A 25,490-nucleotide genomic window follows, 5' to 3' on the forward strand; every position below is an offset into this window, starting at 1 on the left:
CTCAGCAGTTCCGACCGTGCCGCCGGGCGGAACTCATCGGTGATCGGGTCGGCGTCCGATTCCCGCCAGCTTGCGGCGCCCGCGGCAGCTTTCCTTGAACCCGCAACCACTTATGGCTACTCCACACGGAGGTTCGGGATGTCCACGATGAACGGCACGGCGGTTCTGGTGACGGGCGGCAGCCGCGGGATCGGCGCGGCCACGGCCGTCCGCCTCGCTCAGGAGGGCGCGGACGTCGCCTTCACCTACGTCCAGGACGAGGTGCGGGCCAAGGAGGTCGCCGCGCGCATCGAGGCGACCGGCCGACGGGCGCTGCCGCTGCGGGCAGACGCGGCCGACGCCGGGGACGCGGCGGGCGCGGTGAACTGGGCGGCGGACGCGCTGGGACGGCTCGACGTCCTGGTGAACAGCGTGGGCGTCGGGATCCTCGGCCCGCTGGAGTCGCTGACCCTCGCGGACGTGGACCGGGCCCTCGCGGTCAACGTCCGGGCCCCTTTCCTCGCCTCGCAGGCGGCGGCCGCGCGGCTGCCGGAGGGCGGGCGGATCGTCACCATCGGCACCTGCATGACCCAGCGGGTTCCGGGCCCCGGCGGCACGCTCTACGCGACCAGCAAGTCGGCGCTGATCGGCCTGACGAAGTCGCTCGCCCGGGAGCTGGGCGGGCGCGGCATCACGGCCAACCTCGTCCACCCGGGTCCCATCGACACCGACATGAACCCGGCGAACGGCCCGTACGCCGAGGGCCAGGCCGCCATGACGGCGCTCGGCCGCTTCGGCACCCCGGACGAGGTGGCCGCGATGGTCGCCTTCCTGGCGGGCCCGGAGGGACGGTACGTGACGGGTGCGGAGTTCTCGGTGGACGGCGGGCACGCGGCGTAACGCCGGCCCCGTGGCGACTCACAGCACCCGTACACAGGGGCCGTTTCGAAGGGCCCACCCATAGGACCGGCGAGTGAGCCGAAGGGGCGCGGCCGGGGGAACGACCCCGAGCGCGCGGAGGCCCCCCGAGGAACGAGGGGGTCGAGCACGGTCGGGGTCGTGAGCCCGGCTTGAGCGCCCCGGAGGCGGCCGAGCCCTCAAAAAAGGGGGGCTCAGCCGCCCAGTTCCTGGTGGCGGGCCGTCAGGCGGGCCGTACCGGCGTCCGTGAGGGAGCCGAAGAGGCGGAGGCGGGAGATGCCGCCGTCCGGGTAGATGTCGATCCGGACGCGGGAGCCGACCGCCGGGGTGTCGAGCACGAACCGGTGGTTGGTGTCGGGCTGGAGGCGGGTCCGGGGCAGGATCTCGGTCCACTCCTCCGAGCCCTCGGCGGCGACGGACAGCGCGGCCCAGCCGGCGCTGTTGCCCTTGAGGTACGCGGTGTCGATCTCTACGGCGCGGATCTCGGACTCGGCGACGAGCTGGTAGCGGATCCAGTCGTTGCCCTTGTCGCGGCGGCGACGGGTCTCCCAGCCGTCGTCCATCTTGCGGGAGCGGCCCGGCTGGATGGTGTTGGTGGCCGGGGAGTAGAAGCGGTCGGAGGCGTCCTCCACCTGGCCGCCGTTCTCCAGGGCCGCGAGGTCGAAGGTGCCGAGCACGCCGAGCCACTGCGGGTCGGGGGCGACCTCGCCGTACACGCGGAGGCGGGCGATGCCGCCGTCGGGGTGCTGGTTGACGCGGAGGTGGGTGAAGCGCTGCTCGACGTCGACGGCGAAGCCGTTGGCGGCGTGGCCGCCCACGGCGGTGCGCGGGACGAGCGTCGTCCACTTCACGTCGTCGGCGAGGAGCTCCTCGGGCGAGGGCGAGCCGGGGACGGAGGCGGCCTCGACGGAGACGGCCTGCGGGTAGTTGCCGCGGAAGTGGGCGGTGTCGACGACGATGCCGCGGACGACGCCGGGCGCGCCGAGGCGTACGAGGGCCCAGTCGTGGTCGTCCTCGGTGGGGTGCGGCTGCTGGGCGGAGACGCCACGGCGGCGGCGGGTCTCCCAGCCGTCCATGATCTTGCCCTTGTGGCCGAAGTGCTCGGGGTCGAACTCGGCGGCCTCGGGCTTGAGCAGGTTCTCGCGCTCCGCGAAGAACTCGTCGTTGGCGGCGATCACGCCCGCGCCGAGGCGCCGGTCGGCGAGGTCGGCGTACTGGGTGAAGGGGAAGTCACCCGTCCGGTAGTCGGCGTAGGGGTCGCCACCGCCGTAAGGGCTGGCGTCGCCGGTGAAGGAGGGTATGCCGGTGCTCACGGGTCAGTTGTTCCTTTCGAGGAGGCGGCCGGAGGGCTCGGCGAGGGTGCCGTGGTCGGCGATCCGCTCGCCGCGGAGCCAGGTGGAGGTGACGACGCCGTTGAGGGTCTTGCCCGCGTAGGCGGTGATCCGGTTGCGGTGCTGGAGCTCGGCCGGGTCGACGGTGAAGGAGGCCTCCGGGTCGAGGACGGCGAAGTCGGCGTCACGGCCGGCCTCGATGGCGCCCTTGCGGGTGAGGCCGGCGAGCCGGGCCGGGCCCTCGGACATCCAGCGGACGACGTCCGTCAGGTCGAAGCCGCGGCGGCGGGCCTCGGTCCAGATGGCGGGGAGGCCGAGCTGGAGGGAGGAGATGCCGCCCCAGGCGGACGCGAAGTCGGGCGTCTTGAGGTCGGTCGTGGACGGGGAGTGGTCGGAGACGATGCAGTCGATCGTGCCGTCCGCGAGCCCCTGCCACAGCGCGTCCTGGTTGACGGCCTCGCGGATGGGCGGGCAGCACTTGAACTCCGTCGCCCCGTCCGGGATCTCCTCGGCGGTGAGCGTGAGGAAGTGCGGGCAGGACTCGACGGTGACCTTGACGCCCTCGGCCTTGGCGGCGGCGAGGACCGGCAGCGCGTCCGAGGAGGAGAGGTGCAGGACGTGGACGCGGGCGTTGAGCCGGCGGGCCTGGTTGATCAGGTTCTCGATCGCCGTGTTCTCGGCGTCGCGGGGACGCGAGGCGAGGAAGTCGGCGTACGCGCCGCCGGAGCGCTGGGGCGCGGCGGCGAGGTGGTGGGGGTCCTCGGCGTGCACGATCATCAGGCCGCCGAAGCCGGAGATCTCGGCGAGCGAGGTCGCGAGCTGCTCCTGGTCGAGTTCGGGGAACTCCTCGACTCCGGAGGGCGACAGGAAGCACTTGAAGCCGTAGACACCGGCGTCGTGGAGCGGGCGCAGGTCCTTGACGTTGTCGGGCAGGGCGCCGCCCCAGAAGCCGACGTCGACGTGGGCCTTGGTGCGGGCGACCTCCTGCTTGACGCGTAGGTTCTCCACGGTGGTGGTGGGCGGCAGCGAGTTGAGGGGCATGTCGAGGAGGGTGGTGATGCCACCGGCGGCGGCCGCGCGGGTGGCGGTCCAGAAGCCCTCCCACTCGGTGCGGCCGGGGTCGTTCACGTGCACGTGGGTGTCGACGAGTCCGGGCAGGACGACGTCGTCGTCGACGTCCTCGAGCCGGGCACCGGCGGGTACCTCCGCGTCGTACGGCAGCACGGCCGCGATCGTCCCTCCGGAGACGGCGATCGACGCCGGGCGTGTCCCCTCGGGGGTGATGACACGCGTCGAGCGCAGGACCAGGTTGACGTCCACCCGTACCCCTCTTCCAGTGCTTCAAGAAAAAATTCAACGAACTGTTGAAGGAGTTTTCACTTCCGGACGACATGTCGTCAAGGGCACACTTCCAGCATCGCCGCCGACGTCGGACGCCGCCGCACGCCGCTTGGACGTTTCCACCAAGTGAAATGCAAATTCCGTACAGTAGAACGTAGCTCCGTACAGCTGGGGCCGGCCCGGAGGCCTCCGGGCCGTCACCGACACCGGACAAACACGTCCTGACCGGCGCGGACGCCGACACCAGGACCATGTACCCCGGCCGATGGGCCGGTAGGCTGCTGCCTTGCCCGCCTGCCCCGAAAGGACCGTTGACGTGCCGACGTCCAGCGCCAGCACCACCGACGCCGCCAAACCCGCCGCGAGCGGGGGCGTCCAGTCCCTTGAGCGTGCCTTCGACCTCCTGGAGCGGATGGCCGACGCCGGGGGCGAGGTCGGGCTGAGCGAGCTCTCCGCCAGCAGCGGACTCCCGCTCCCCACCATCCACCGCCTGATGCGCACCCTGGTGGCCTGCGGGTACGTACGCCAGCAGCCCAACCGGCGGTACGCGCTCGGCCCCCGTCTCATCCGGCTCGGCGAGTCCGCCTCCCGCCTCCTCGGCACCTGGGCCCGCCCGTACCTGGCGCGGCTCGTCGAGGAGACCGGCGAGACCGCGAACATGGCGCTGCTCGACGGCGACGAGATCGTGTACGTGGCGCAGGTGCCGTCCAAGCACTCGATGCGCATGTTCACCGAGGTCGGCCGGCGGGTGCTGCCGCACTCGACGGGTGTCGGCAAGGCGCTGCTGGCACACACCCCGGCGGAGGAGGTCCGCGCGCTGCTCGCCCGTACCGGCATGCCGGCGGCCACGGAGAAGACCATCACGACGCCGGACGGCTTCCTCGACGCGCTCGTCGCGGTCCGCGAGACGGGGTACGCGGTCGACGACAACGAGCAGGAGATAGGAGTCCGCTGCCTCGCGGTCTCGGTCCCGGACTCCCCCACGGCCGCGGCGATCTCGATCTCGGGCCCGGCGGGCCGTGTGACGGAGGCGGCCACGGAGAAGATCGTCCCGATCCTCCAGGAGGTCGCCCGAGAACTGTCGTCGGCCCTGGCGAACACGACGGGCAACGGGGGCGCGTAGCCCTGCGGGGCGGCGGGGGTGGGTCGGCCGCGGGTGCGGGGCCCCGTGCGGGGTCGCGCGGGTGCGGACCGCCCCCCTGCGGGCCGGTGCGGACCGCCCCTTGCGGGCCTGCGCGGCCGAGACGCCCGTGCGGGCCGCGCCCGCACCACCTCCACTGCGGGCCGCGCCCGCGCCACACCCCCGTGTGGGCAATCGTCCCGCAGGGCGGGACGGGTGGGCACACGGGACGGCGCCCTCTGGCGGCGCCTCCGCCCCTTGCGCCTGGACCCGCACCCCCTGTGCGCTGCACCTGTGGTGCGGGTTCAGGCACGGAAGCCTAGGCCCGGCAGGGGGCGCCGTCCGTTGTGCCCACCCGTTCCGCCCCAGCGGAACAGTTGCCCACAACGGCGGTGGCGGGGGGGCACCGCCCAGCGACGCGAGTGCCGGCACCGAGGATGGGCGCCGCCCCGGGGGCGCAAGCACTCGGGATGGGCGCCGCCCCGGGGGGGCGCAGGCACTCCGGGGCGGCGCCGTCCCGGGGGCGGAGGTTCCGCAGTGGGGAGCGGGGGCGGAGGCCCAGCGGAGGCTCAGGCCGGTCGGCCTCAGACGCTCGCGCGTTCCGACACCCGCCCATCCCGTACCTCCACCACCCGCCCCGCGCGAGCCACATGCGTCCGGTCGTGCGTCACCAGCACCGTCGCCGTCCCCCGCCCCACCGTCAGCCCCGCCAGCAGCTCCACCACCGCCGCTCCCCGCTCATGATCCAGCGCACTCGTCGGCTCGTCGACGAGCAGGACCGCCGGCTCGTTCATCAGCGCCCGCGCGATGTTGACCCGCTGCCGCTGCCCGCCGGACAGCTGGTGCGGCCGTCGCCCGGCCAGGTCCGCGAGGCCCACCGCGTCGAGCAGTTCCAGCGCCCTGCCGCGGGCCGACTTCGCCGGCCGCCCCGAGACGTGCGCCATGACCTGGAGCTGTTCCGCCGCCGTGAGCGACGGCAGCAGATTGGGCTGCTGGAACACGATGCCGATCCGCTCCCGCCGCAGCGCCGCCCGCCCGGCCGCGTCCAGCTCCCCCGTCTCGGTACCGTCGACGACGACCCGCCCCCGGTCCGGCGTCACCAGCGTCGCGGCGACCGCGAGCAGGCTGGACTTGCCGGAGCCGGAAGGCCCGACGACGGCCGTGAGGGATCCTGCGGGGACGGTGAGGGAGACCGCGTCGAGCGCGGTCAGCCGGCCGTCGCCGTCCGGGTAGGTGAGGGTGACGGCATCGAGGACGAGACTCATCGGGCACTCCCGAGCGCGGTAAGAGGATCGACGGCGGTGATCCGCCGGATGGACAGGGCCGCCCCGAGGACACCGAGCACCACCATCACGGCGGCCGGCCCGAGGACGGTCAGCGGTTCGAGGACGAACGGCACGTTCCCGCCGCTGACCAGCGCCCCGACGCCGACCGCGAGCGCCGTCCCGAGCAGCGTGCCCGCCGTGAGCATCAGGACCGCCTGCCCGAGGGCGTCCTTGAGCAGGTACGGGGTCGAGGCGCCGAGGGCCTTCAGGACGGCCACGTCACCGCTCCGCTGAATGGTCCAGACGGTGAAGAAGGCCCCTATGACGAGGGCGGAGATGACGAAGAGGAAGCCGCGCATGAGCTGGAGCGAGCCGTTCTCGGCCTGGTAGGACCCTATGGCGGTGAGGGCCTCGTCGACGGTCCGCGCCTCGGTGCCGACGGCCTTGTCACCCGCGTCCCAGTCGGTGTCCCCGTCCCCGCGGAGCGCGACGACGGTGGCCTGCTCCTGCGCGGTGGTGCCGCTGTGACCGAGCCGCTGCCAGTCGTCGAGGGTCGTCCACACGACCGGCGTGTGGCTGTACGAGGCATCGCCCGCGACCGCGGCGACGGTGAGCTCCAGGGGCCCGAGGCGGACGGAGTCACCGACGGCGACGCCCAGCTCCTCCGCCGCGGACTCCGAGAGCACGGCCGTGCCGACGGCGGGCGCCACGGGGGCGAGCCCGCCCTCCGGCTCCGTGCCGAAGGCGGACACGGCGGCGGTGCGGTCCCCGGCGGCGCCGTTGAGCGTACGGATGCCGAGCGGCGCCGCCGAGACGACCCCGGGCCGCTCGGCCCACTCGCGCCACTGCTCCTCCGTCACCGTCGAGTTGGCGAAGGAGACCGACTGCCCGGACGGCGGCGCGGCGAAGGCGAGCCGGTCGGCGGGCAGGCCGGTGATCGCGGAGATGTTCTCCCTCGCGAGGCCGGCGGTCAGCCCGGACAACAGGCCCACGAGCAGGGTGATCAGCACGATCACGGTGCCCATGAGGGTGAAACGCCCCTTGGCGAATCCGAGGTCTCTCCATGCGACGAACATGGTGACCAGAGTGGTGCGCGGGGCGTCCCCCGGGCATCGCGCCACGGATGGCTCCGCAATCAAACTTTCGGTTGAGTCCGGATTGTCTGCCGCTGTCTAGGCTGGAGGGAACATGGATCCGAGCCCCTCCCACCACCCCACCCGGCGCCCCCTCACCCCCGTCCTGCGGGTGCTGCGCCTCTGTCTGCACCTGCTGATGGCGGGCCTGCTCGCCCTCGCGGCGGTACGGGCCGACTCGGCCGCCGGGGCGGTGCTCGCGATGGTGACGGGCGCGGTCTACGCCGCCGGGTCGTATCTGCCGTCCGTACGGGACTCGCAGCGGGCCGCGGCGGTGTGGCTGGGTGTCCTGGGCGCGTCCTGGATCGCGCTGCTGTGCCTGACCCCGGAAGCGCTCTGGGTGGCCTTCCCGCTCTACTTCCTCCAGCTGCATCTGCTGCCCGCCCGCTGGTCGCTGCCGGTGGTCGCGCTGACGGCGGTCGCGGCGATCCTCTCGTACGTGGGGCACGGCGCCACGCTCAACCCGGGGGTCTTCATCGGGCCGCTGCTCGGCGCGGCGGTCGCGGTGGCGACGGTCCTCGGCTACCAGGCGCTGTACCGGGAGAGCGAGCGGCGGCGCCGGCTCATCGAGGAGCTGATCGAGACGCGGGCGGAGCTGGCGGCGGCCGAACGGCACGCGGGGACGCTCGCCGAGCGGGAGCGTCTCGCCCGCGAGATCCACGACACGCTCGCGCAGGGCCTGTCCTCGATCCAGCTGCTGCTCCGCGCGGCCGAGCGGGCGCTGCCGCCGGACTCCCCCGCCGCGGGCCACATCGACCGGGCCCGGCAGGAGGCCCAGGGCAATCTGGCGGAGGCCAGACGTTTCGTCCGGGCGCTGTCACCGCCGGACCTGGAGCACGGCTCCCTGGCGGCGGCCCTGGAGCGCCTGTGCGAGCCGGGGGCCGGGCCGCGGGTCCGCTTCTCCGTCAGCGGTACGCCGGTCGAGCTGCCGACCCCCTACGAGGTGGCGCTGCTCCGTATCGCCCAGTCGGCGCTCGCGAACACGGTGCGGCACGCGGACGCGTCACGTGCGGAGATCACCCTGTCGTTCATGGACGCCTCGGTGACCCTGGACGTGGTCGACGACGGCGGGGGTTTTGAACCGGGCGCGGTACGGCCCTCCTCCGACGGCGGTTTCGGGCTTCCGGCGATGCGCTCGCGCGCGGAGTCGCTGGGCGGCACGTTCACCGTCGAGTCCGCCCCCGGCCAGGGCACGGCCGTCGCCGTCTCCCTCCCCCTCCCCGCTGGAGCGTGAAGAGCATGACCATCCGTCTTCTCCTGGCCGACGACCACCCCGTCGTACGGGCGGGCCTGCGCGCGGTCCTGGACACGGAGCCGGACTTCGCCGTCGTCGCGGAGGCGGCGACCGCCGAGCGCGCGGTGGAGCTGGCCGCTGCCGGGGGCGTGGACGTGGTCCTGATGGACCTGCAGTTCGGCGCCGGGATGCACGGCTCGGAGGCGACGGCGTCGATCACGGCGGCGCCCGGCGGGCCGAAGGTGCTGGTCCTGACGACGTACGACACGGACGCGGACATCCTGGCGGCGGTGGAGGCGGGTGCCTCCGGCTACCTCCTGAAGGACGCGCCGCCGGAGGAGCTGGCGGCGGCGGTCCGCACGGCGGCGGCCGGGCAGTCGGCCCTCGCGCCGGCGGTGGCGCACCGTCTGATGGACCGGATGCGGACCCCGGCGGAGGCGCTGACCAAGCGCGAGCTGGAGGTGCTCCAGCTGGTGGGCGAGGGCCTGTCGAACCAGCAGATCAGCAAGGTGCTGTTCCTGAGCCAGGCGACGGTGAAGTCCCATCTGGTGCACGTCTTCGCGAAGCTGGGCGTGGACTCGCGGACGGCGGCGGTGGCGACGGCGACGGCCCGCCGCCTGATCAGGCGCTAGCACCGGTCACCACACACCCGTCACCGCACGGCAGTCACGCCGCGGCTGCCCCCGCCACCCGTCGAGGCTCACCCGTCACAGCACGCCCGTCAGTCGACAGGCCCCCGGGGCGCCGGCGGGCCGAAGAGTTCCACCGCCCGCCGGACCCCGGCGAGCCCTTCCGCGAGGGCGCTGACGGATCCGACCGATCCCGCGACGAGCAGCAGCGAGCGGCGCAGCCGTCGTACCTCGGGGGCGCCGCTGAGCGCCATCGCGTCGAGCGCCGCGAGTTCGTCCTCGGCGATGCCCCGGTCGGCGAACTCGACGCGATGCGCGGCCAGTTCACGTCGGAGCCGGGACACGGCGGACCGCAGTTCGGCCACCCTCGGGTCCATGCCCTCGCCGGTCACTCGCCTCTGCCCCACGCTTCGCAACATGGTTCTCCCCCTCGCACGGCACTGTGCGCAGAACTCCATACTCCGAACACTCCGAGCACTCCGAGCAGCGCTCGGAGCCGACCCCGGGCGGTGGTCGGGCGCCGTGAGTTGCGGGTCAGTTAACTCCTTCGCCACCCCACCGCGCCACCCTTCGCCCGGGGAATTCAGGCGACCGTGTGATTCCGCCTGATGAGGTATGCAGTCCCCATGACAACAGCGCATGACCGAACGGATGTCCACACGCCACTCGTCGCCGGCCTGCTGCTCGCCGCCGGGGGCGGACGGCGGCTCGGCGGGCGCCCCAAGGCACTGCTGCCCCACCGCGGCCGCCCCCTCGTCGAGTACGCCGTGGGGGCGCTGCGCACGGCCGGCTGCGAGGTGGTGCACGTGGTTCTGGGCGCGTCGGCCGAGGTCGTACGGGAGCGGGCGGAGCTGCCGGAATGTGTGCTCGTGGACAACCCGGAGTGGGCGGAGGGGATGGGCTCCTCGCTGCGGGCGGGGCTCGCCTCGCTGGCAGCCGACCCGCGCGGGGTGGACGCGGCGCTCGTCCTCCTGGTCGACCAGCCGGGGATCGGGGCGGAGGCGGTGGCCCGGGTCCGGGCGGCGTACGTCTCGCGGGATTCGCTCGCGGCGGCCTCGTACGACGGGCAGCGGGGCCATCCGGTGCTGTTCGGCGCCGGGCACTGGGCGGGGATCGCCGAGCTCGCGGTGGGCGACCGGGGCGCGCGGGACTATCTGGCGGCGCACCGGGATGCGATCACCCCGGTGGACTGTTCGGATGTGGCCGAGCCCTATGACATCGACACCGAGGAGGATCTGGCGCACTTGGAGTGAACGGCGTGGCACCCAGCGCCATGGTCTGTCGATCCAGAGAATCTCGACATCAACAAACCATTGAACTTCCACCATGAGGAAACTAGTATCCACTGTTCAGAAGCGCCTGTCCGTTCAGAAGGCGCTTGCGGCCGTATCTCGGCGCCGGCGGCACTGCGTGCCGTCCAGCGACGCCCGGCGGCCGTCTGGCACCGCCCGTGAAGTCCGCTGAAGGAAGTGACAGTTCATGTCCGCACCAGCGCCGTCCCCCCTGGCCGTCGTCGATGCCGAGCCCCTGCCCCGTCAGGAGGAGGTGCTCACCGAGGCGGCCCTGGCGTTCGTCGCCGAACTGCACCGGCGGTTCACCCCGCGCCGGGACGAGCTCCTCGCCCGCCGAGCGGAACGTCGCGCCGAGATCGCCCGCACGTCCACCCTGGACTTCCTGCCGGAGACCGCGGCGATCCGCGCCGACGACTCCTGGAAGGTCGCGCCGGCCCCGGCGGCCCTGAACGACCGCCGCGTCGAGATCACCGGCCCGACCGACCGCAAGATGACGATCAACGCGCTCAACTCCGGCGCGAAGGTCTGGCTCGCCGACTTCGAGGACGCCTCCGCGCCGACCTGGGAGAACGTGGTCCTGGGCCAGCTCAACCTGATCGACGCGTACAGCCGGAAGATCGACTTCACGGACCCGCGCTCGGGCAAGTCGTACGCCCTCAAGCCGGCCGGCGAGCTGGCCACGGTCGTCATGCGGCCCCGCGGCTGGCACCTGGAGGAGCGCCACCTCACCTTCGACGGCCGCCCCGTGCCGGGCGCGCTCGTCGACTTCGGCCTGTACTTCTTCCACAACGCCCAGCGTCTGATCGACCTCGGCAAGGGCCCGTACTTCTACCTCCCGAAGACGGAGTCGCACCTGGAGGCCCGCCTCTGGAACGAGATCTTCGTCTTCGCCCAGGACTACGTCGGCATCCCGCAGGGCACCGTCCGCGCCACGGTCCTCATCGAGACCATCACGGCCGCGTACGAGATGGAGGAGATCCTCTACGAACTCCGCGACCACGCCGCCGGGTTGAACGCGGGCCGCTGGGACTACCTCTTCTCCATCGTCAAGAACTTCCGTGACGGCGGCGCCAAGTTCGTCCTTCCGGACCGCAACGCGGTCACGATGACGGCCCCGTTCATGCGCGCGTACACCGAGCTCCTCGTGCGCACCTGCCACAAGCGCGGCGCGCACGCGATCGGCGGCATGGCGGCGTTCATCCCGTCCCGCAAGGACGCCGAGGTCAACAAGGTCGCGTTCGAGAAGGTCAAGGCCGACAAGGACCGCGAGGCCGGCGACGGCTTCGACGGCTCCTGGGTCGCCCACCCCGACCTGGTCCCGATCGCGATGGCCTCCTTCGACGCCGTCCTCGGCGACAAGCCCAACCAGAAGGACCGCCTCCGCGAGGACGTGTCCGTCGCGGCCGGAGACCTGATCGCGATCGACTCCCTCGACGCGAAGCCCACCTACGACGGCCTGGTCAGCGCCGTCCAGGTCGGCACCCGCTACATCGAGGCGTGGCTGCGCGGCCTCGGCGCCGTCGCCATCTTCAACCTGATGGAGGACGCGGCCACGGCCGAGATCTCACGCTCGCAGATCTGGCAGTGGATCAACGCGGGCGTCGTCTTCGAGCACGCCGGAACCACTGTGAAGGCCACTCCGGAGCTGGCCCGCAAGATCGCCGCCGAGGAACTGGCCGCGATCCGCGCGGAGATCGGCGAGGAGGCCTTCGCGGCCGGCAAGTGGCAGCAGGCGCACGACCTGCTCCTGCACGTCTCCCTCGACGCCGACTACGCGGACTTCCTGACGCTCCCCGCGTACGAGCAGCTGGTCGGCTGATCTCGCAGCCGAAGTAGCAGAAGAACGGCTGCCCCGACGGCCCGCACAGCGGTCGGACAGCATCCTGAACAGGGCTTCGTCCCCGGTGTCGCACAACACCGGAGGCGGGGCCCTGTTGCCGTTCCTGTGGGCTCACAGGCGACGTGACGCAACCGAGATATGCAGCTACCTAGCGGTAACAAGCCACGAGGTGACAGATTCCGCCGTGCCACCGGCCGGCGGTTGTCCCCCACGTCACTGCGTACCGCAGGAGCACAGCCATGCCTTCGTCCCCCCACCGTGCGCTGCGCGCACTCCTGGCACTGTGTACCGCCGCCGGGCTCGCCTCCGTCGCCGCCCCCACCGCCTCCGCCTCCCCGGGCAGCGGGCCCACCGCCGTCGTCACCATGGGCGACAGCTACATCTCCGGCGAGGCCGGGCGCTGGCTGGGCAACAGCCTCACCGACTCGGGGAGCCGCAACGGCACCGACCGGGCCTGGACGGGCAGCGCGTACGACCCGTCCCGGGTGTACGGCACCACCGCGGGCGGATGTCACCGCTCGGACACCGCCGAGGTGAAGAGCGCCGGACCGATCGCGAGCTCCCTGGTCAATCTGGCCTGCTCCGGGGCCACGACCGACAACGTCTTCCGCGCCTCGCAGGGCGGCCTGTCCTACAAGGGCGAGGCCCCGCAGGCCGACCAGCTCGCGGCCGTCGCCGCCTCGCACGACGTGGAGCTGATCGCGCTCTCCATCGGCGGCAACGACCTCGGGTTCGCCGACATCATCGCCACCTGCGCCAAGGACTACATCGTCTGGTACTCGTACTGCCACGACGACCAGCAGGCCGAGGTCGACGCCCGGATCGACGGGGTGATGGCGGACGTCGGCCGTTCGGTCGACGAGATCCGGGCCGTGATGACGGGCGCCGGATACACCTCCTCCGACTACCGGATCGTCCTCCAGTCGTATCCATCGCCCCTCCCCCGCGCCGCCGAGAACCGGTACGCGGAGAGCGGCTGGTCCCGTACGAACACCGGCGGCTGCCCCTTCTGGAACGCCGACTCCGACTGGGCCCGCGACTCCCTCGTCCCGCAGCTCGCCAACCGCCTGAAGGGCGTCGCGGCGGCGAAGGGCGTGCAGTTCATGGACCTGCGGGACGCGCTCCAGGGGCGTGAGGTGTGTGCCAAGGCGAGCCGTCAGGTGACGTCGACGGCGCCGACGTCGGGGACGACGAGCGAGTGGGCGCGCTGGATCGACAGCCAGAGCACCCAGGGCCTCGTCCAGGAGTCCATGCACCCCAACGCCTACGGCCAGCAGGCCCTCGGCCGCTGTCTGGCCCTGGTCCACGCCCGCCCCACGGGCAACCACAGCTGCCGGAACACGGCGGGGTCGGGGCCGTCGGGGATGTACCTGACGGCGGGATAGCGACAGCGCGGGGCAGGGGCTGCGGCACCTGCTGGGCGCCGAGCCGCGTGACCGAGAGCTACGGCGCCAGGCCGAGCGGGCCGAGGACCCGCTCGGCCTCGTGCCGGTCGGCCGCCCGCATCGCCCGGACCAGGGCGGCGGAACCGCCGGGCCAGGCGGCGGCCGCCGTGTCGAAGGCGGCACGGCGGGACTCCAGGGGCCCCTTCTTGGCGGGCAGCGCGTCGAGCACGAACAGGGCCCGTGCCGAGATCCCCACCTGGATCAGGTCGGAGGGCTCTCCACGCGCGCGGAGCGCCTGATGGGCGTACGCGCCGATCACCGGGTCGCGAAGGGCTCCGCGCAGCGCATCAGGCGGGGCCGCGGCGGTGTCGAGGACGGTGAAGAGCCCTCGGGTGGCGGCGGCGTCGGTCGTGCCGACGTGGACGGTGCCGAGGGCGGCGAGCAGTTGGGACCAGGCGTCGGCGGTGTCCCCGCGCGCGCGGAGCCAGTCGGCGAGCACGCGCGCGGCCACGCCCGTGGGCCAGCCCCCGGCGGCGGCCACCGCCTCGGAGGCGGACCACGCCCTGGCCTCGGCGGCGTCGGGGGCGGCGATCCCGCGCACTCCGAGGAGATAGCGGACGACGCCGGCGCCGCGCGGGGTGAGCCCGAAGGCGTCGCCGGTGCGGAAGACCAGGCCGGTGGCGGCGAGTCGGTCGAGGACGGCGGCGAGGTCGCGGGTGGGGCCCTCGAGCCGGGCCCGGTCGGTCTCGGTCAGGTCGGTCGTACCGAGGAGCCGTGCGAGCTCGGGGACGGGCGGAACGATGTGCGAGGACGCGAACGCCCCGTCCGGCACCGCCGCCGGTACGGGTACGGGCAGGTCCTCCACGGCCGGATCGACGGCCCAGTCCTCGTACTCGGCGGCCTTGCGGGCGACGGACTCGGCCGAGCAGCCGCGCCGGTAGACCACGTACAGCAGATGCGGAGCCTCACCCCCGTAGGGCTCGAACTCCTCCTCGGACAGCTCCTCCACGGCGGTGATGAGGGTGTCGGCGTCCTCCTCGACCGGCCCGGCCTCGATGGCGGCGGGCGGGGGTACGGGGACGGAGATGTCGCCGTAGTGGTCGAGGTGCTCGTCCAGGAGGGCGTCGGCCAGGACGAGGTGGGGGAAGTCGTCGGGCCCGGGCGCGAAGCGCGCGTACGGCCCGGCGAGCTGCTCGGCGAGCCCGGCGGCGGTCCACCGGTCCTGGAGCGCGGCGGCCACCTGCCCGATGCCGGTCGCGACGGCGTGGTCGGTGAGCAGCGGCCCCGCGGCGGGCGGCTGCTCGGCGTCCCGTACGTACGCGCGTGTGAGGGCCTCAGCGAGCAGCACGTCGGCGAGGGCCGTGCGTCCCATGAGGTCGGCCCGGTGCACGCCGTCGGGCAGCGGCGCGCCGTCGAGGGCGGCGAGTCGGCGCCGTACGTCCTCGGGGTCGGCGAGGTCGGCGCCGCAGGAGCGCAGGAGCGAGGCGTACCACCGGTGCCAGGTCAGGTTCCCGGGATCGGTCATCGCCCGCTCGAAGTCGCCGGCGGCCTCCCGGACGGCCACGGCGACCTGTTCGCCCCGGCCCCCGTCGAAGCGCGCCGCGAGCTGTCCGACCACGGCGGGATAGACGGCGAGCGCCCCGGGCGGCACGTACACGAACGTCGGCAGGTCCTCGACGAGCAGCTGCCGTACGAGCCCTGGCGTCGGCTCGGGCACCCCCGACGCCCTATCGGCCCCCCGGAGGGCGAGGAGACCCAGCACCGCCTCGGCGGCACGCACGAAAACGGGATCGCGGCGCTCGGGTGCTCCGTCGAGGAAGCTGTCGAGCCCGGTGTTGGTGAGAACGGTCTCGGCCACGCTTCCCAGGGTAGTTCGGCGGGGGACGAATCGGACGGAGGACGCAGGCGGCGGGGACGGGGAGTCGCCTGCGTCGCGGAGCGGGCGCCCGGTGGGCCGACGTCAGCGGACCACCACCGTCCGGGGTGCCGAGAAGTCGCCCCAGGTGCCGTCCGGGAGTTGGGCGCGGAGGGTGACGGTGTACCGGGTGCCCGGGGGGTCCTGGACCGGGAACGTGTAGGTGGCGCGGCCGGGGGGCGGGGCGGTGCCCCAGATGATGGTGGTGGCGAACCTGCCGTCGAGGTGGAGTTCGTGGTGGGTCACCGGGGCGCCTGTGTCCGGTGGGGTCCAGGTGACGGTGATCTCGCTCTTGGCCGCTGACGCGGTGAGGCGGGTGGGGGCGGTGTTCGCGGGCGCGCCCGGGGACGGGGCCGTGGTGAGGTCGGCGGGGGTGCTGTCCGGGGAGGAGTTCTCGGCGGCGTCGCGGGCGCGGACGGTGAACGCGTAGGCGGTGCCGGGGCGCAGTCCGGTGACGTGGGCGGAGGTGGCGGTGCCGGGCACGGTGTGGATGCGGGTGTCGGCCTGGTAGACGTCGTACGCGGTGACCTCGGTGTCGTCCTTGGACGCGGTCCAGCGGAGGGTCACGGCGCGGCTGCCGTCGGGAGTGGCGCGGAGCGCGGCGGGTGTGGTGGGGGGCGTGCGGTCCTCGGCGGCGGCGCGGAGGGTGGTCGCGGTGACGGTGGCGCTCGGGGGCGAGACGTTGCCGGCGGCGTCCCTGGCCCGGACGGTGAAGCGGTGGAGGGTGGCGGGGGCGAGGCCGACCACGTCGGTCATCAGGGTGGTGGCCGGGAGGTCCTTGATCTTGCGGCCCTCGCTGTAGACCGCGTATCCGGTGACGGCCCGGTCGTCGGTGGCCGCGCTCCACATCACATGGACCGTGCTCGCGCTGCCCGCCGTCGCGGTGACGCCGGAGGGGACGCTGGGGGCGCGGACGTCCTTGACCTCGGGAACGGCGGCGCCGGAGCATCCGGCGAGCGTGAGCGTCAGCGTGAGGGCGGTCAACAGGCTTGCGGCGAGCGGTCGTTGCACGGGCCGGCCTCCTCCGCCGGAAAGGTCCAGACCTATATCGCACAGTCGGACCGGCCTCGACAAGGGGGCGTTGTCAGTGGCGTGCGCTTCACTGAGAACATCACTCTCCGTAGTCGAATCTGGGGGAATCATGACGGACCGTACGACCTATCTGAGCCACGCCGGGGTACGCCGACGAGGCTGGACCGACACGATGGTGCGGGAGCTCCTCGGCACACCCGATGTGCAGGGCCGCGACCCGCGCCGCTGGTCCCCCGCGCCCCTGCGGCTCTACCTCCTGGCGCGGGTCGAGACGGTGGAGCGGACACCCGAGTTCACCGGCACGTCGACGCTCGCTCTGGCCGGTTCCTCTGCCGCCGCGGCCTACGCGGAGCGGCGCCGCGCCGCCGTCCTGGCCGCGATCCGCGCGCAACCGATCGAGGTGCCCCGGCTCCCCGGCCCCGAGCTGGAGCGGCGGGCGGTCCGGCACCGGCAGCTCCTGGGGGCGCGGAGCCCCGGGACGCCACCGGGAGACGGGGCTCCGGCGGGGGCACTCGTACGGTGGCAGGTGAGCTACCTCCGGCACGCCCTCGCGCGGTACGAGGCGCTCCTCGACGGCCTGTACGGCGAGACCGGGCGCGGCGAGGCCGAGCGGCTGCTGCGGCGACGGCTGTACGAGGCGATCGGAGCCGCGTATCCGGCACTGGCTCAGGAGTGCCGTCGCAGGATCGCGGTGGAGCGGTGAGCGGGGGCGCGGCCGGGCGCCGTCCCCGCCACCGGAGTCCGGGCGGGCCGCCCGACTGCCGTCACTGCCGCAGCAGGCGTGTGAGCGCCCGGCAGGCCGCCGGGATCGGCGCCACGATCCTGACCGCGCACCGGTCGCGGAGGGCCTCCGCCGCCTCGCCCAGCGGGCCGCCGCCGATGACGACCGCCCGTGCCCCGTCCCGCTCCACGCAGGCGCGGACCGCCTGCTCCAGCTGGTCGAGGAGCGACTCCGGGTCGGCGGAGAGCCGTTCGGGGGCGTCCGTGGTGAGGCGGAGGCCGGTGTACCGGTCGGCGAGGCCGAGGGCCGCCACCCGCGCGGCGATGGCCCCGGCCAGGAGCGGCGTCGTGGTGGCGACGCCGAACGGGGTGCCGTCGGCCGCCGCCTCCCTGAGCGCCGCTTCGCCCAGGCCCACCACGGGCACGTCGGTCGCCGCGCGCAGCTCCGCCAGGCCCGGGTCGCCGAAGGCTCCGACGAGGAGCGCCGCACAGTCGCCTCGGGCCGTGGCGCGGAGGCCGCGGCGAGGACCTCGGGCGCGGCGGCGCGCAGGGCGGCCGGGTCGGTGAGCATGGCCGGGCCCCGGTCCACGGTCACGCCCCGGACCGGGCAGCCGCCGCCGAGGGCGCGCTGGGCGATGGCGGTCATCATCGCGGTCGTGGCGGCGGAGGTGTTGGGGTTGATCAGCACGATGTGGCGACGCGTCAGCCGGAGGGCGCTCGCCGGCTCGACGCCGCGCTGCACCGCGGGGTTGATCGGCATCGCGCGGTGGGTCGGTACCGCGCGGCGGGTCGGCACCTCGTCGCCGCACTGCACCGGTTCGCCGCCCAGCACCGCCGCCCCGGGCCCCGCGGCGTGCGCGGGGGCCGGGGCGGGCGGCGGGGTGACGGGGCGGTGGTTCAGTGGACGTGCGCCGCCTTCGCCGTGTGGCTGCCGGAGATGTCCTCGCCGGGCTCCATCGGCGCGGTGACGTCGTCGGCGTCCCGGCCCCGGCCCAGGTGGTTGAAGACCACGTTCAGCAGGACGGCCGCGACGCAGCCGGTCGAGATGCCCGAGTCCAGGATGATCTTCGCCGTCTCCGGGAAGGCGTGGTAGAACTCCGGCGCGGTGATCGGGATGATGCCGACGGCCAGCGAGACGGCCACGATCAGGACGTTGTTGTCCTTCTCCAGGCCGGCCTTGACCAGGGTCTGGATGCCGCTGGCGGCGACCGAGCCGAAGAGGACGACGCCCGCGCCGCCGAGGACCGGCCGGGGGACGACCGAGATCAGCGAGGCGGCGACCGGCGAGAGGCCCATCAGGACCAGGAAGCCGCCACCGGCGGCGACGACGAAGCGGCTGCGGATCCGGGTCATGGCGACCAGGCCGATGTTCTGCGCGAAGGCGCTGCACATGAAGCCGTTGAAGAGCGGGCTGATCGCGGAGCCGAGGGTGTCGGCGCGCAGTCCGGCCGCGATGGTCTTCTCGTCGGCGGGCCGTTCGACGATCTCGCCGAGGGCGAGCATGTCGGCGGTCGACTCGGTCATGGAGACCAGCATGACCACGCACATCGAGATGATCGCGGCGAGGGCGAACTGCGGGCCGCCGAAGTGGAACGGCGTCGGGAAGCCGACGATGTCCGCCTCGGTCACCGGCGAGAAGTCGGTGACGCCGAACGGTATGGCGATGAGGGTGCCGATGACGAGGCCCAGGAGGACCGCGATCTGCTTGACGAAGCCGCGGGTGAAGCGGCGGAGCAGGAGGACGACGACGAGCGTGATGCCGGCGAGCGAGAGGAAGGTCGTCGAACCGTAGTCCTCGGCCGCGGGGTTGGGCCCTTGGGCCCAGCCGAAGGCGACCGGGAGGAGGGAGACGCCGATGAGGGTGATCACGGTGCCGGTGACGACCGGCGGGAAGAACCGCACGAGCCGGGAGAACCAGGGGGCGGCGAGGAAGCCGAGGAGACCGGCGACGATGATCGCGCCGAAGATCACGGGGAGCGCGTCGGCCTTGTCGTCGGTCGTGTCGACGATGGCGAGCATCGGCGCGACGCCGGCGAAGGTGACGCCGTTGACGAACGGGAGCCGGGCGCCGATCTTCCAGACCCCGAGCGTCTGGAGGAAGGTCGCGAGCCCCGCGGTGAAGAGGCTGGCGCCGGTCAGGAAGGTGAGTTCGGTTCCGGAGAGGCCGACGGCGGCTCCGACGATCAGGGGCGGGGCGACAACGCCCGCGTACATGGCGGCGACGTGCTGGAGGCCGCTGGTGAGCATCTTCAGTGGGGGCAGCGTCTCGTCGACCGGATGCTTCTCGCGGTCGTCGGGGGCGGAGCCTGCGGCTTGTGCATTGCGAACCTGGGGCTTGGCGGCCACGGCGGTTCCTCCGGTCGGTTACACGTCGGCGGCGACGCGGGGTTCAGGGAGGTGGTGCGATGCGGTGCGGGGTGCAGGAGGTGCGGCTCGTTGCGGGGTGGTGCGGGGGTGACGCAGGGGTGGTGCGGTGCGCGCGTGGGGAGTCCGCGACACGGGGACGGATGCCCGGTGGGGGTGCGGGCGGGTGTCACCGTCCCGGGAGGTGCCGTACGTCTTCTGCGTACGGCACCTCCCGGTCGGGCTGCCGCGGACCCCGCTCGGGTCCGCGGCGACCGACCGAGGGCCGTCCCCCTCGGTCGGACTCCATGGGGAGGGTCAGCCCTGGGCCGCGATGCGGGCCAGGCGCTGGGCCTCCGCGCGCGCGTCGCGCGCGATGGTGTCCTCGTCGACGGTGAGCAGTCGGTTGTTCTCGACGATCTGCTTGCCGTTGACGAAGGAGGCCGTGACCGGGGCCGCCGCGCCGAAGACGATGGCGGTGACCGGGTCGGCGATCGTGGAGTGGCCGAGGCCGTCGATCTTCCAGAGGACGAAGTCGGCGAGCTTGCCGGCTTCGAGGGAGCCGATGTTGTCGGCGCGGCCGAGGACCTGGGCGCCGCCGTAGGTACCGAGGCGCAGCGCCTGGCGGGCGTTGAGCGCGGCCTCTCGGTGGGCGCCGAGGCGGTTGATGAGGAGCGCGTTGCGCAGCTCGGTGTGGAGCTCGCCGGACTCGTTGGAGGCGGTGCCGTCGACGCCGAGGCCGACGGGTACGCCCGCCTTCAGCATGTCGGGGACGCGGGCGATCCCGGCGGCGAGACGCGCGTTGGAGGAGGGGCAGTGCGCCACACCGGTCTTGGTGCGGGCGAAGGCCGCGATGTCGGAGTCGTTCATGTGGACGCAGTGCGCCATCCACACGTCCTCGCCGAGGAAGCCGGTGGACTCGAAGTAGTCCGTCGGGCCCATGCCGAACAGCTCGTGGCAGAACTTCTCCTCCTCCACGGTCTCCGAGCCGTGGGTGTGCATGCGCACACCGAGGCGGCGGCCGAGCGCGGCGCCCTCCCGGAGGAGTTCGGTGGAGATGGAGAAGGGTGAGCAGGGGGCGACGGCGACCTGGGTCATCGCGTCGAAGGAGGCGTCGTGGTACTTCTTCACCGTCTCCTCGGTCGCGGCGAGCGCGCCCTCGGTCGTCTCGACGGCGAAGTCCGGCGGCAGGCCGCCGTCCTTCTCGCTGCGGTCCATGGAACCGCGGGCGAGGGTGAAGCGGACGCCCATCTCGGAGGCGGCGCCGATGATGGCACCCGACAGGTCACCGGAGTTCACCGGGTACACGTAGTGGTGGTCCATGGCGGTGGTGACACCGCCGCGGGCCATCATGGCCAGCGAGCCCTGCGCCGCGGCGCGCACCATCTGCTCGTCGATCCGCGCCCAGGTCGGGTAGAGGGCGACGAGCCAGTTGAACAGGTTGTGGTCGGTCGCCAGGCCCCGGGTGATCCACTGGTAGAAGTGGTGGTGGGTGTTGACGAGACCGGGCGTGACGAGATGGCCGGTGGCGTCGATGCGCCGGACCACGTTCTCCAGGCCCTCGGGAGCCTTGCCGGCGCCGATGGACTCGATCTTGTTGTCCGCGACGACGAGGTAGCCGGAGGCGTACTCGGTGTCGTTCGCGTCGACGGTCGCGATCGCCGCGTTCTCGATGACGATGCGCTGGGCTGCCGAAGGTGCTGCCATGGCGGTGCTTCCTTCATTCCTCGGGGGTGGTGTGGGCACGGCAGGACCCTAGGAGGATTTGAGTGCCGGGGCCGTGTGACGGCTCCGGGTGCCGAGATGGTGGAAGAACAGATTCAGCAGGACGGCGACGAGCGCGCCGGCGCTGATGCCGGAGCCGAGCACGGTCTGTGCCCAGGCGGGGAACTCGGCGTAGAAGGTGGGTGCGGCGAGCGGGATGATGCCCGCTCCGAGCGCGACGGCCACCAGGATGATGTTGGAGCTGTCGTCGAGTCCGGCTTCCGACAGGGTACGGATGCCGCTGACGGCGATGGAGCCGAAGAGGACGATACCGGCGCCGCCGAGGACGGGCATCGGGACCATGGAGACGACCGCGCCGAGGACCGGGAAGGCGCCGAGGACCAGCAGGGCGCCGCCGGCGACCGCGACGACGTACCGGGAGCGCACCCGGGTCAGCGAGACGACGCCGACGTTCTGGGCGAAGGCCGAGGTCGGGAAGCCGCCGAAGACGGGGCCGATCAGCGTGGCGATGCCGTCGGTGCGGAGTCCGCGGGTGATGGTCCGGCCGTCGCTGCGGCGCTCGCAGATCTCGCCGAGGGCGAGCATGCCGGCGCTGGACTCGGTCATCAGGACCAGCATCACGATGCACAGGGAGAGGATCGCGGCGGGCTGGAACTCCGGGGCGCCGAAGGCGAAGGGGGCGGGCAGGGCCGCGACGGGCGCCTCGCGCAGCGCCGTGAAGTCGGCCATCCCGAAGGGGATCGCGGCCAGGGTGCCGATGAAGAGGCCGAGCAGCAGGGCGATCTGCTTGACGAAGCCCTTGCCGAAGCGCTGGAAGAGCAGGATGACGACGAGGGTGAAGCCGGCGAGTGCCAGGTACTTCATGGCGCCGAAGTCGGCGGCGGTCCTGTCGCCGCCCTGCGCCCAGCCGACGGGCACGGGCATCAGGGTGACCCCGATGAGGGTGATGACGACGCCGGTGACGAGCGGCGGGAAGAAGCGCAGGAGCCTGCCGAAGAAGGGTCCGACGGCGAGGCAGAACACTCCGGCGACCATCACCGCGCCGTAGATGGCGGGGAGCTGGTGACCGGGGGCGCTGGTCTCGGCGATGGCGAGCATCGGCGCGATGCCGGCGGAGGAGGCGGCGTTGACGAACGGCAGCCGGTTGCCGGCGAAGCCCCGGACGCCGAGGGTCTGCAGGATGGTCGCGCAGCCGGCGATCAGCAGGCCGGCCGCGATGAGCCGGGTCATTCCGGCGGCGTCCAGGCCGACGGCCTGGCCGATGATGAGCGGAGGGGTGACGACGCCTGCGTACATGGCGGCGATGTGCTGGAGCGCCGCGGGGACGAGCCGCGAGGCAGGAAGCTTTTCGTCCACCGGATGAACCTGGCGGGTCGGGTCCGGCGGGGTGGAACACGGGCCTTCGGCGGTTGCCGGCCCCTTTGCGGGCTGTGTCATGAGAATCCCTCCGGTCCGGCGCGGCCCCCGCCCGACTGCGGGCGGGCGGGGGCCGGTCACTCGGACGCCGCTTAGAGGTTGGTCATGTCGACCGGGATCTGCGCCGTGGCTCCGTCGCGGAGGACGGTGGCCTCGATGAGGCCGTACATGCGGTCGGCGGCGTAGTAGACCTCGTTGTCGTTCTTGAGGCCGAAGGGCTCGAGGTCGACCAGGAAGTGGTGCTTGTTCGGGAGCGAGAAGCGGACTTCGTCGATCTCCGAGCGGTGGTTGATGATGCGCGTGGCCATCTGGTACAGCGTCTGCTGGAGGGAGTACGAGTACGTCTCCGAGAAGGCCTCGAGCATGTGCTTCTTGGTCTGCTCGTAGGACCGCTCCCAGTTGGGCATGCGCTGCTCGTCGTCGGTCCAGTTGAACCGCCAGCGGGCGGACACCTGCGTGGCCAGGATGCGGTCGTACGCCTCCTGGAGCGTCGTGTACTGGTCCTTGATGTAGCCCCAGAACTCCGAGTTGGTGGAGTTCATGACGACGAGGTCCTTGAGGCCGGAGATGACCTCCCAGTTCTCGCCGTCGTAGGTGATCTGGGTGACGCGGGTCTCCTGGCCCTTGCGGGCGAAGGAGTGGTTGACCTCGTCGGCGCCGATGAACTTGGAGTTGGCCTCGGAGGACGCGATGCGCTCCCAGGCGTACTCCTCGATCCGGATGCGCGCCTTCTTGATCGGCTCCTGGCTCGTCACGAAGTGGCGCGCGAGGTGGATGCCGAACTGCTCGGCGGACTCGATGCCGTACTCCTTGGCGAACGCGAAGACGGTGTTCTTCGTCGTGTCGGTGGGGAGGCAGTGGGCGTTGGAGCCGGTGAGGTGGACGTCGTCGAGGTCGCCGGAGAGGGCGACGGAGACGTTCAGGTCCTTGATGTGGTGGGTGTCGCCGTCCCGCGTGATCTTGACGACGCGGTTCTCTGCTTTGCCGTACTGGTTCTGGCCGAGAATCGTGGGCATGTCTGCTAGCTCCCTCGGTATACGGAGTAGCCGAACGGGTTGAGCAGCAGCGGTACGTGGTAATGCTCGCCGGGGGTGACGGCGAACGTGATCGCCACCTCCGGGAAGAACGCACCGCTGTCCCTTACGCGGGGGGCGTCCTGCTGCGCCTCGGCTTGCTTCTTGGAGTTCTTGTTCACGAAGTACGTCTCGACCTCGAAGTCGAGTCGTACGTGGGTGGTGCCCTCCGGCAGCGCCGGCAGGTCCTTGCAGCGTCCGTCCGCGTCGGTGGCGGAGCCGCCGAGCGCGATCCACTCCGCGTCGGAGCCGCTGCGGGCCGCGAGCGTGATGGCGACGCCCTCAGCAGGGCGGCCGATGCTGGTGTCCAGGATGTGGGTGGACACCGAGGCCGTGGTGTCGGTGCTCATGCGGAGCTCTCTTCCTCGGAGGTCTCGACGAGACGGGTCAGCCGGATGCGGTTGATCTTGCCCAGTTCGGTGCGGATGATCTCCCGCTCCTTCTCGGGCGAGTTGCCGATCCGCTGCCGGAGGGCGTCGCGCATCTGCTCGCCGGTCAGGCCGGTGGCGCAGATGAGGAAGACGTGTCCGAACCGGTCCTGGTAGGCCAGGTTGAGTTCGAGCATCTCGGCCTTGAGCTCCGCGGAGGCGCCTGCCATCCCGCTCTGTTCGCGGGAGGAGGTCGGGTCCCCGGCCTTCGGACGACCGATCGGCGGGTGCCCCGCCATCGCCTCGGCAAGGTCCTCGGCGGTCAGCTCGGCCATGGCGGCGTCGCTGGCGAGGAAGAGAGCTTCGGCGGTGGTGTACGGGCGCTGGGCGAGGATCTCGCTCCCCCACGCCGAACTGGAACACACCTCGTGGAGCGCGGCGAGGGCCTCGCTGTCCGCGGAGGTGTTGAACCGGGTGAGGCCCGGTGTCGTACCTGAAGTCACGGGAAGCCTCCGTGGCTGTTTTTCGCTGTGCGTCGGACGGGCTGCGGATAGCTAACGCCCTCCGCAACACAACGTCAACACTTTGTTGAAAACTCGGCCACGCAAAAGCCGTCGTCCCGACATCCGGACGACGGCTTGTGGCCACACATGATCAACTACTCGCCCTTGGCGGCCTTTTCCCTGTTCAGGGCGGTCTCCCTGTTCAGGTAGTTGTACACGGTGAAGCGGCTGACACCCAGTGCACCCGCCACCGTCTCCACTCCATGGCGCACCGCGAAGGCCCCCCGGGCCTCCAGGAGACGGACGGCCTCCTGCTTGGCCTTGCGGTCCAGTTCGGCCAGTGGCATCCCGTGCCGCCGCTCCATCGCCGCGAGGATGTGGTCGAGGGATTCGGACAGCTGTGGAAGCCGTACGGCGAGCACGTCCTCCCCTTCCCAGGACAGGACGACGTCGTCGGCCTCCGCCTGCGCGGGGACGAGCAGCTCGGCGCCCATGGCGTCCACCAGCGGCTTCACGGCAGTGACCAGAGGGTGCTCGTTCACTTGTCGTCCTCCCCGAGCACATTGACCTGGAGCGAGACGCGGGTGGCGCCGGCCGCGAGCGACTTGCGCAGCAGCGCGTCGACGGCGGTGAGCACCTCGTCGGCACCGCCTTCCGCCGTGTTTCCGAAGGGGCCGACGTCGACCGCGTCCAGTTCGGCCGACTGGATGACCTCACGGGCCACGACCGCGTGCGCCGGCGCCTCGTCGAGGTCGAACGGCTCGGTCGTGAACTCCACTCTCAAACGCACCATGGCCCCACGCTACGGCCCCACTCCCGTCTGCGGGAGCCCCGGACCTGCGGGGACCTCTTGACAAGCGCGCCGCCCGCCTTGCAACATTCCGTCAGACAGAAACTTACTTCCGCGATACGGAAGGAGCGCCTACCC

The 25,490-nt window shown here is 72.4% G+C and carries 24 protein-coding genes; 8 read left to right on the forward strand and 16 right to left on the reverse strand.

Going from position 1 to position 25,490, the window contains the following annotated elements; translation table 11 throughout:
* The first annotated feature begins 138 nt into the window (after positions 1 to 138).
* A complete protein-coding gene (locus tag N5875_RS07580; RefSeq protein ID WP_338492400.1) occupies positions 139 to 879 on the forward strand; it encodes an SDR family oxidoreductase in 741 nt (246 codons plus the stop codon).
* A gap of 212 nt (positions 880 to 1,091) precedes the next feature.
* Here the strand turns inward: N5875_RS07580 and alc are convergent, their stop codons facing one another.
* A complete protein-coding gene (gene alc, locus N5875_RS07585; protein WP_338492403.1) occupies positions 1,092 to 2,210 on the reverse strand; it encodes an allantoicase in 1,119 nt (372 codons plus the stop codon).
* 3 nt (positions 2,211 to 2,213) lie between these two features.
* Positions 2,214 to 3,548, reverse strand: coding sequence for an allantoinase AllB (allB, locus tag N5875_RS07590; protein ID WP_338492405.1), 1,335 nt, complete (start codon positions 3,546 to 3,548; stop codon positions 2,214 to 2,216).
* A 337-nt stretch (positions 3,549 to 3,885) separates the two neighbouring features.
* Between allB and N5875_RS07595 the strand changes: the two genes are divergently transcribed.
* Positions 3,886 to 4,692: an IclR family transcriptional regulator gene (locus tag N5875_RS07595; protein ID WP_318212623.1), complete on the forward strand. Its 807-nt coding sequence runs from the start codon at positions 3,886 to 3,888 to the stop codon at positions 4,690 to 4,692.
* 581 nt (positions 4,693 to 5,273) lie between these two features.
* On the opposite strand, the gene N5875_RS07600 is transcribed toward N5875_RS07595, so the two are convergent.
* Together N5875_RS07600 and N5875_RS07605 are read right to left on the reverse strand one after the other, a co-directional pair.
* On the reverse strand, positions 5,274 to 5,954 hold the full coding sequence (locus N5875_RS07600; RefSeq protein ID WP_318212622.1) for an ABC transporter ATP-binding protein: 681 nt from the start codon (positions 5,952 to 5,954) through the stop codon (positions 5,274 to 5,276).
* Positions 5,951 to 7,030, reverse strand: a complete 1,080-nt coding sequence (locus tag N5875_RS07605) for an FtsX-like permease family protein (protein ID WP_338492409.1) — start codon at positions 7,028 to 7,030, stop codon at positions 5,951 to 5,953. The genes N5875_RS07600 and N5875_RS07605 overlap by 4 nt, the downstream gene beginning before the upstream one ends.
* Positions 7,031 to 7,142: 112 nt before the next feature.
* Here N5875_RS07605 and N5875_RS07610 point away from each other — a divergent pair, with 112 nt between their 5' ends.
* Positions 7,143 to 8,321: a sensor histidine kinase gene (locus N5875_RS07610; RefSeq protein ID WP_338492411.1), complete on the forward strand. Its 1,179-nt coding sequence runs from the start codon at positions 7,143 to 7,145 to the stop codon at positions 8,319 to 8,321.
* A gap of 5 nt (positions 8,322 to 8,326) precedes the next feature.
* Positions 8,327 to 8,953, forward strand: coding sequence for a response regulator transcription factor (locus tag N5875_RS07615; protein WP_318212619.1), 627 nt, complete (start codon positions 8,327 to 8,329; stop codon positions 8,951 to 8,953).
* Positions 8,954 to 9,042: 89 nt separating this feature from the next.
* Here the strand turns inward: N5875_RS07615 and N5875_RS07620 are convergent, their stop codons facing one another.
* A complete protein-coding gene (locus N5875_RS07620; RefSeq protein WP_318212618.1) occupies positions 9,043 to 9,369 on the reverse strand; it encodes a DUF5955 family protein in 327 nt (108 codons plus the stop codon).
* A 207-nt stretch (positions 9,370 to 9,576) separates the two neighbouring features.
* Here N5875_RS07620 and N5875_RS07625 point away from each other — a divergent pair, with 207 nt between their 5' ends.
* The 3 genes from N5875_RS07625 (at position 9,577) to N5875_RS07635 (ending at position 13,467) form a co-directional block, all read left to right on the forward strand.
* Positions 9,577 to 10,203, forward strand: coding sequence for a nucleotidyltransferase family protein (locus tag N5875_RS07625; protein WP_338492414.1), 627 nt, complete (start codon positions 9,577 to 9,579; stop codon positions 10,201 to 10,203).
* 226 nt (positions 10,204 to 10,429) lie between these two features.
* Complete coding sequence (aceB, locus tag N5875_RS07630) at positions 10,430 to 12,061, forward strand: malate synthase A (RefSeq protein WP_318212616.1); 1,632 nt, start codon at positions 10,430 to 10,432, stop codon at positions 12,059 to 12,061.
* Positions 12,062 to 12,321: 260 nt separating this feature from the next.
* Complete coding sequence (locus N5875_RS07635; RefSeq protein ID WP_318212615.1) at positions 12,322 to 13,467, forward strand: GDSL-type esterase/lipase family protein; 1,146 nt, start codon at positions 12,322 to 12,324, stop codon at positions 13,465 to 13,467.
* A 58-nt stretch (positions 13,468 to 13,525) separates the two neighbouring features.
* Here N5875_RS07635 and N5875_RS07640 read toward each other — a convergent pair whose 3' ends face one another.
* Together N5875_RS07640 and N5875_RS07645 are read right to left on the reverse strand one after the other, a co-directional pair.
* On the reverse strand, positions 13,526 to 15,325 hold the full coding sequence (locus N5875_RS07640) for a hypothetical protein (protein WP_338492418.1): 1,800 nt from the start codon (positions 15,323 to 15,325) through the stop codon (positions 13,526 to 13,528).
* A 102-nt stretch (positions 15,326 to 15,427) separates the two neighbouring features.
* Positions 15,428 to 16,393, reverse strand: a complete 966-nt coding sequence (locus N5875_RS07645) for a fibronectin type III domain-containing protein (protein ID WP_318212613.1) — start codon at positions 16,391 to 16,393, stop codon at positions 15,428 to 15,430.
* A gap of 130 nt (positions 16,394 to 16,523) precedes the next feature.
* On the opposite strand from N5875_RS07645, the gene N5875_RS07650 reads away from it, so the two are divergent.
* Positions 16,524 to 17,117: a hypothetical protein gene (locus N5875_RS07650; RefSeq protein ID WP_338492421.1), complete on the forward strand. Its 594-nt coding sequence runs from the start codon at positions 16,524 to 16,526 to the stop codon at positions 17,115 to 17,117.
* 61 nt (positions 17,118 to 17,178) lie between these two features.
* Here the strand turns inward: N5875_RS07650 and N5875_RS07655 are convergent, their stop codons facing one another.
* The 9 genes from N5875_RS07655 to N5875_RS07695 all read right to left on the reverse strand — a co-directional run bounded on the left by N5875_RS07655 (position 17,179) and on the right by N5875_RS07695 (position 25,355).
* Entirely contained in the window at positions 17,179 to 17,943 is a 765-nt protein-coding gene (locus N5875_RS07655) for an aspartate/glutamate racemase family protein (protein WP_338492423.1), read from the reverse strand.
* Positions 17,944 to 18,031: 88 nt separating this feature from the next.
* Entirely contained in the window at positions 18,032 to 19,381 is a 1,350-nt protein-coding gene (locus N5875_RS07660) for a nucleobase:cation symporter-2 family protein (protein ID WP_338499113.1), read from the reverse strand.
* A 414-nt stretch (positions 19,382 to 19,795) separates the two neighbouring features.
* Entirely contained in the window at positions 19,796 to 21,184 is a 1,389-nt protein-coding gene (locus tag N5875_RS07665) for an 8-oxoguanine deaminase (protein WP_338492426.1), read from the reverse strand.
* A 48-nt stretch (positions 21,185 to 21,232) separates the two neighbouring features.
* A complete protein-coding gene (locus N5875_RS07670; protein ID WP_318212862.1) occupies positions 21,233 to 22,639 on the reverse strand; it encodes a nucleobase:cation symporter-2 family protein in 1,407 nt (468 codons plus the stop codon).
* Positions 22,640 to 22,710: 71 nt separating this feature from the next.
* On the reverse strand, positions 22,711 to 23,634 hold the full coding sequence (gene pucL, locus N5875_RS07675; RefSeq protein WP_318212861.1) for a factor-independent urate hydroxylase: 924 nt from the start codon (positions 23,632 to 23,634) through the stop codon (positions 22,711 to 22,713).
* 5 nt (positions 23,635 to 23,639) lie between these two features.
* Complete coding sequence (gene uraH / locus N5875_RS07680) at positions 23,640 to 24,041, reverse strand: hydroxyisourate hydrolase (RefSeq protein WP_318212860.1); 402 nt, start codon at positions 24,039 to 24,041, stop codon at positions 23,640 to 23,642.
* Positions 24,038 to 24,562 (reverse strand): 2-oxo-4-hydroxy-4-carboxy-5-ureidoimidazoline decarboxylase, encoded by a 525-nt coding sequence (uraD, locus tag N5875_RS07685; protein ID WP_338492431.1) that lies wholly within the window; start codon positions 24,560 to 24,562, stop codon positions 24,038 to 24,040. Before uraD ends, uraH begins: the two co-directional genes overlap by 4 nt.
* Before the next feature lie 155 nt (positions 24,563 to 24,717).
* Positions 24,718 to 25,056, reverse strand: coding sequence for a helix-turn-helix domain-containing protein (locus N5875_RS07690; protein WP_318212868.1), 339 nt, complete (start codon positions 25,054 to 25,056; stop codon positions 24,718 to 24,720).
* A 44-nt stretch (positions 25,057 to 25,100) separates the two neighbouring features.
* Positions 25,101 to 25,355, reverse strand: a complete 255-nt coding sequence (locus tag N5875_RS07695) for a thiamine-binding protein (protein WP_318212858.1) — start codon at positions 25,353 to 25,355, stop codon at positions 25,101 to 25,103.
* Positions 25,356 to 25,490 lie beyond the last annotated feature (135 nt).

Origin of the sequence: Streptomyces sp. SJL17-4 (assembly GCF_036826855.1) — a bacterium.
GTDB lineage: Bacteria > Actinomycetota > Actinomycetes > Streptomycetales > Streptomycetaceae > Streptomyces.

What these genes read in the sequence shown, in the direction of transcription:
- N5875_RS07695 (WP_318212858.1), bottom strand. Translation starts at nt 25,355, where the DNA reads ATGGTGCGTTTGAGAGTGGAGTTCACGACCGAGCCGTTCGACCTCGAC.
- uraH (WP_318212860.1), bottom strand. Translation starts at nt 24,041, where the DNA reads ATGAGCACCGACACCACGGCCTCGGTGTCCACCCACATCCTGGACACC.
- N5875_RS07665 (WP_338492426.1), bottom strand. Translation starts at nt 21,184, where the DNA reads ATGGCAGCACCTTCGGCAGCCCAGCGCATCGTCATCGAGAACGCGGCG.
- N5875_RS07620 (WP_318212618.1), bottom strand. Translation starts at nt 9,369, where the DNA reads ATGTTGCGAAGCGTGGGGCAGAGGCGAGTGACCGGCGAGGGCATGGAC.
- N5875_RS07670 (WP_318212862.1), bottom strand. Translation starts at nt 22,639, where the DNA reads ATGACACAGCCCGCAAAGGGGCCGGCAACCGCCGAAGGCCCGTGTTCC.
- N5875_RS07610 (WP_338492411.1), top strand. Translation starts at nt 7,143, where the DNA reads ATGGATCCGAGCCCCTCCCACCACCCCACCCGGCGCCCCCTCACCCCC.
- N5875_RS07625 (WP_338492414.1), top strand. Translation starts at nt 9,577, where the DNA reads ATGACAACAGCGCATGACCGAACGGATGTCCACACGCCACTCGTCGCC.
- N5875_RS07600 (WP_318212622.1), bottom strand. Translation starts at nt 5,954, where the DNA reads ATGAGTCTCGTCCTCGATGCCGTCACCCTCACCTACCCGGACGGCGAC.
- N5875_RS07580 (WP_338492400.1), top strand. Translation starts at nt 139, where the DNA reads ATGTCCACGATGAACGGCACGGCGGTTCTGGTGACGGGCGGCAGCCGC.
- N5875_RS07690 (WP_318212868.1), bottom strand. Translation starts at nt 25,056, where the DNA reads ATGGGCGCCGAGCTGCTCGTCCCCGCGCAGGCGGAGGCCGACGACGTC.
- N5875_RS07650 (WP_338492421.1), top strand. Translation starts at nt 16,524, where the DNA reads ATGACGGACCGTACGACCTATCTGAGCCACGCCGGGGTACGCCGACGA.
- N5875_RS07635 (WP_318212615.1), top strand. Translation starts at nt 12,322, where the DNA reads ATGCCTTCGTCCCCCCACCGTGCGCTGCGCGCACTCCTGGCACTGTGT.
- pucL (WP_318212861.1), bottom strand. Translation starts at nt 23,634, where the DNA reads ATGCCCACGATTCTCGGCCAGAACCAGTACGGCAAAGCAGAGAACCGC.
- N5875_RS07660 (WP_338499113.1), bottom strand. Translation starts at nt 19,381, where the DNA reads ATGCTCACCAGCGGCCTCCAGCACGTCGCCGCCATGTACGCGGGCGTT.
- N5875_RS07605 (WP_338492409.1), bottom strand. Translation starts at nt 7,030, where the DNA reads ATGTTCGTCGCATGGAGAGACCTCGGATTCGCCAAGGGGCGTTTCACC.
- aceB (WP_318212616.1), top strand. Translation starts at nt 10,430, where the DNA reads ATGTCCGCACCAGCGCCGTCCCCCCTGGCCGTCGTCGATGCCGAGCCC.
- N5875_RS07615 (WP_318212619.1), top strand. Translation starts at nt 8,327, where the DNA reads ATGACCATCCGTCTTCTCCTGGCCGACGACCACCCCGTCGTACGGGCG.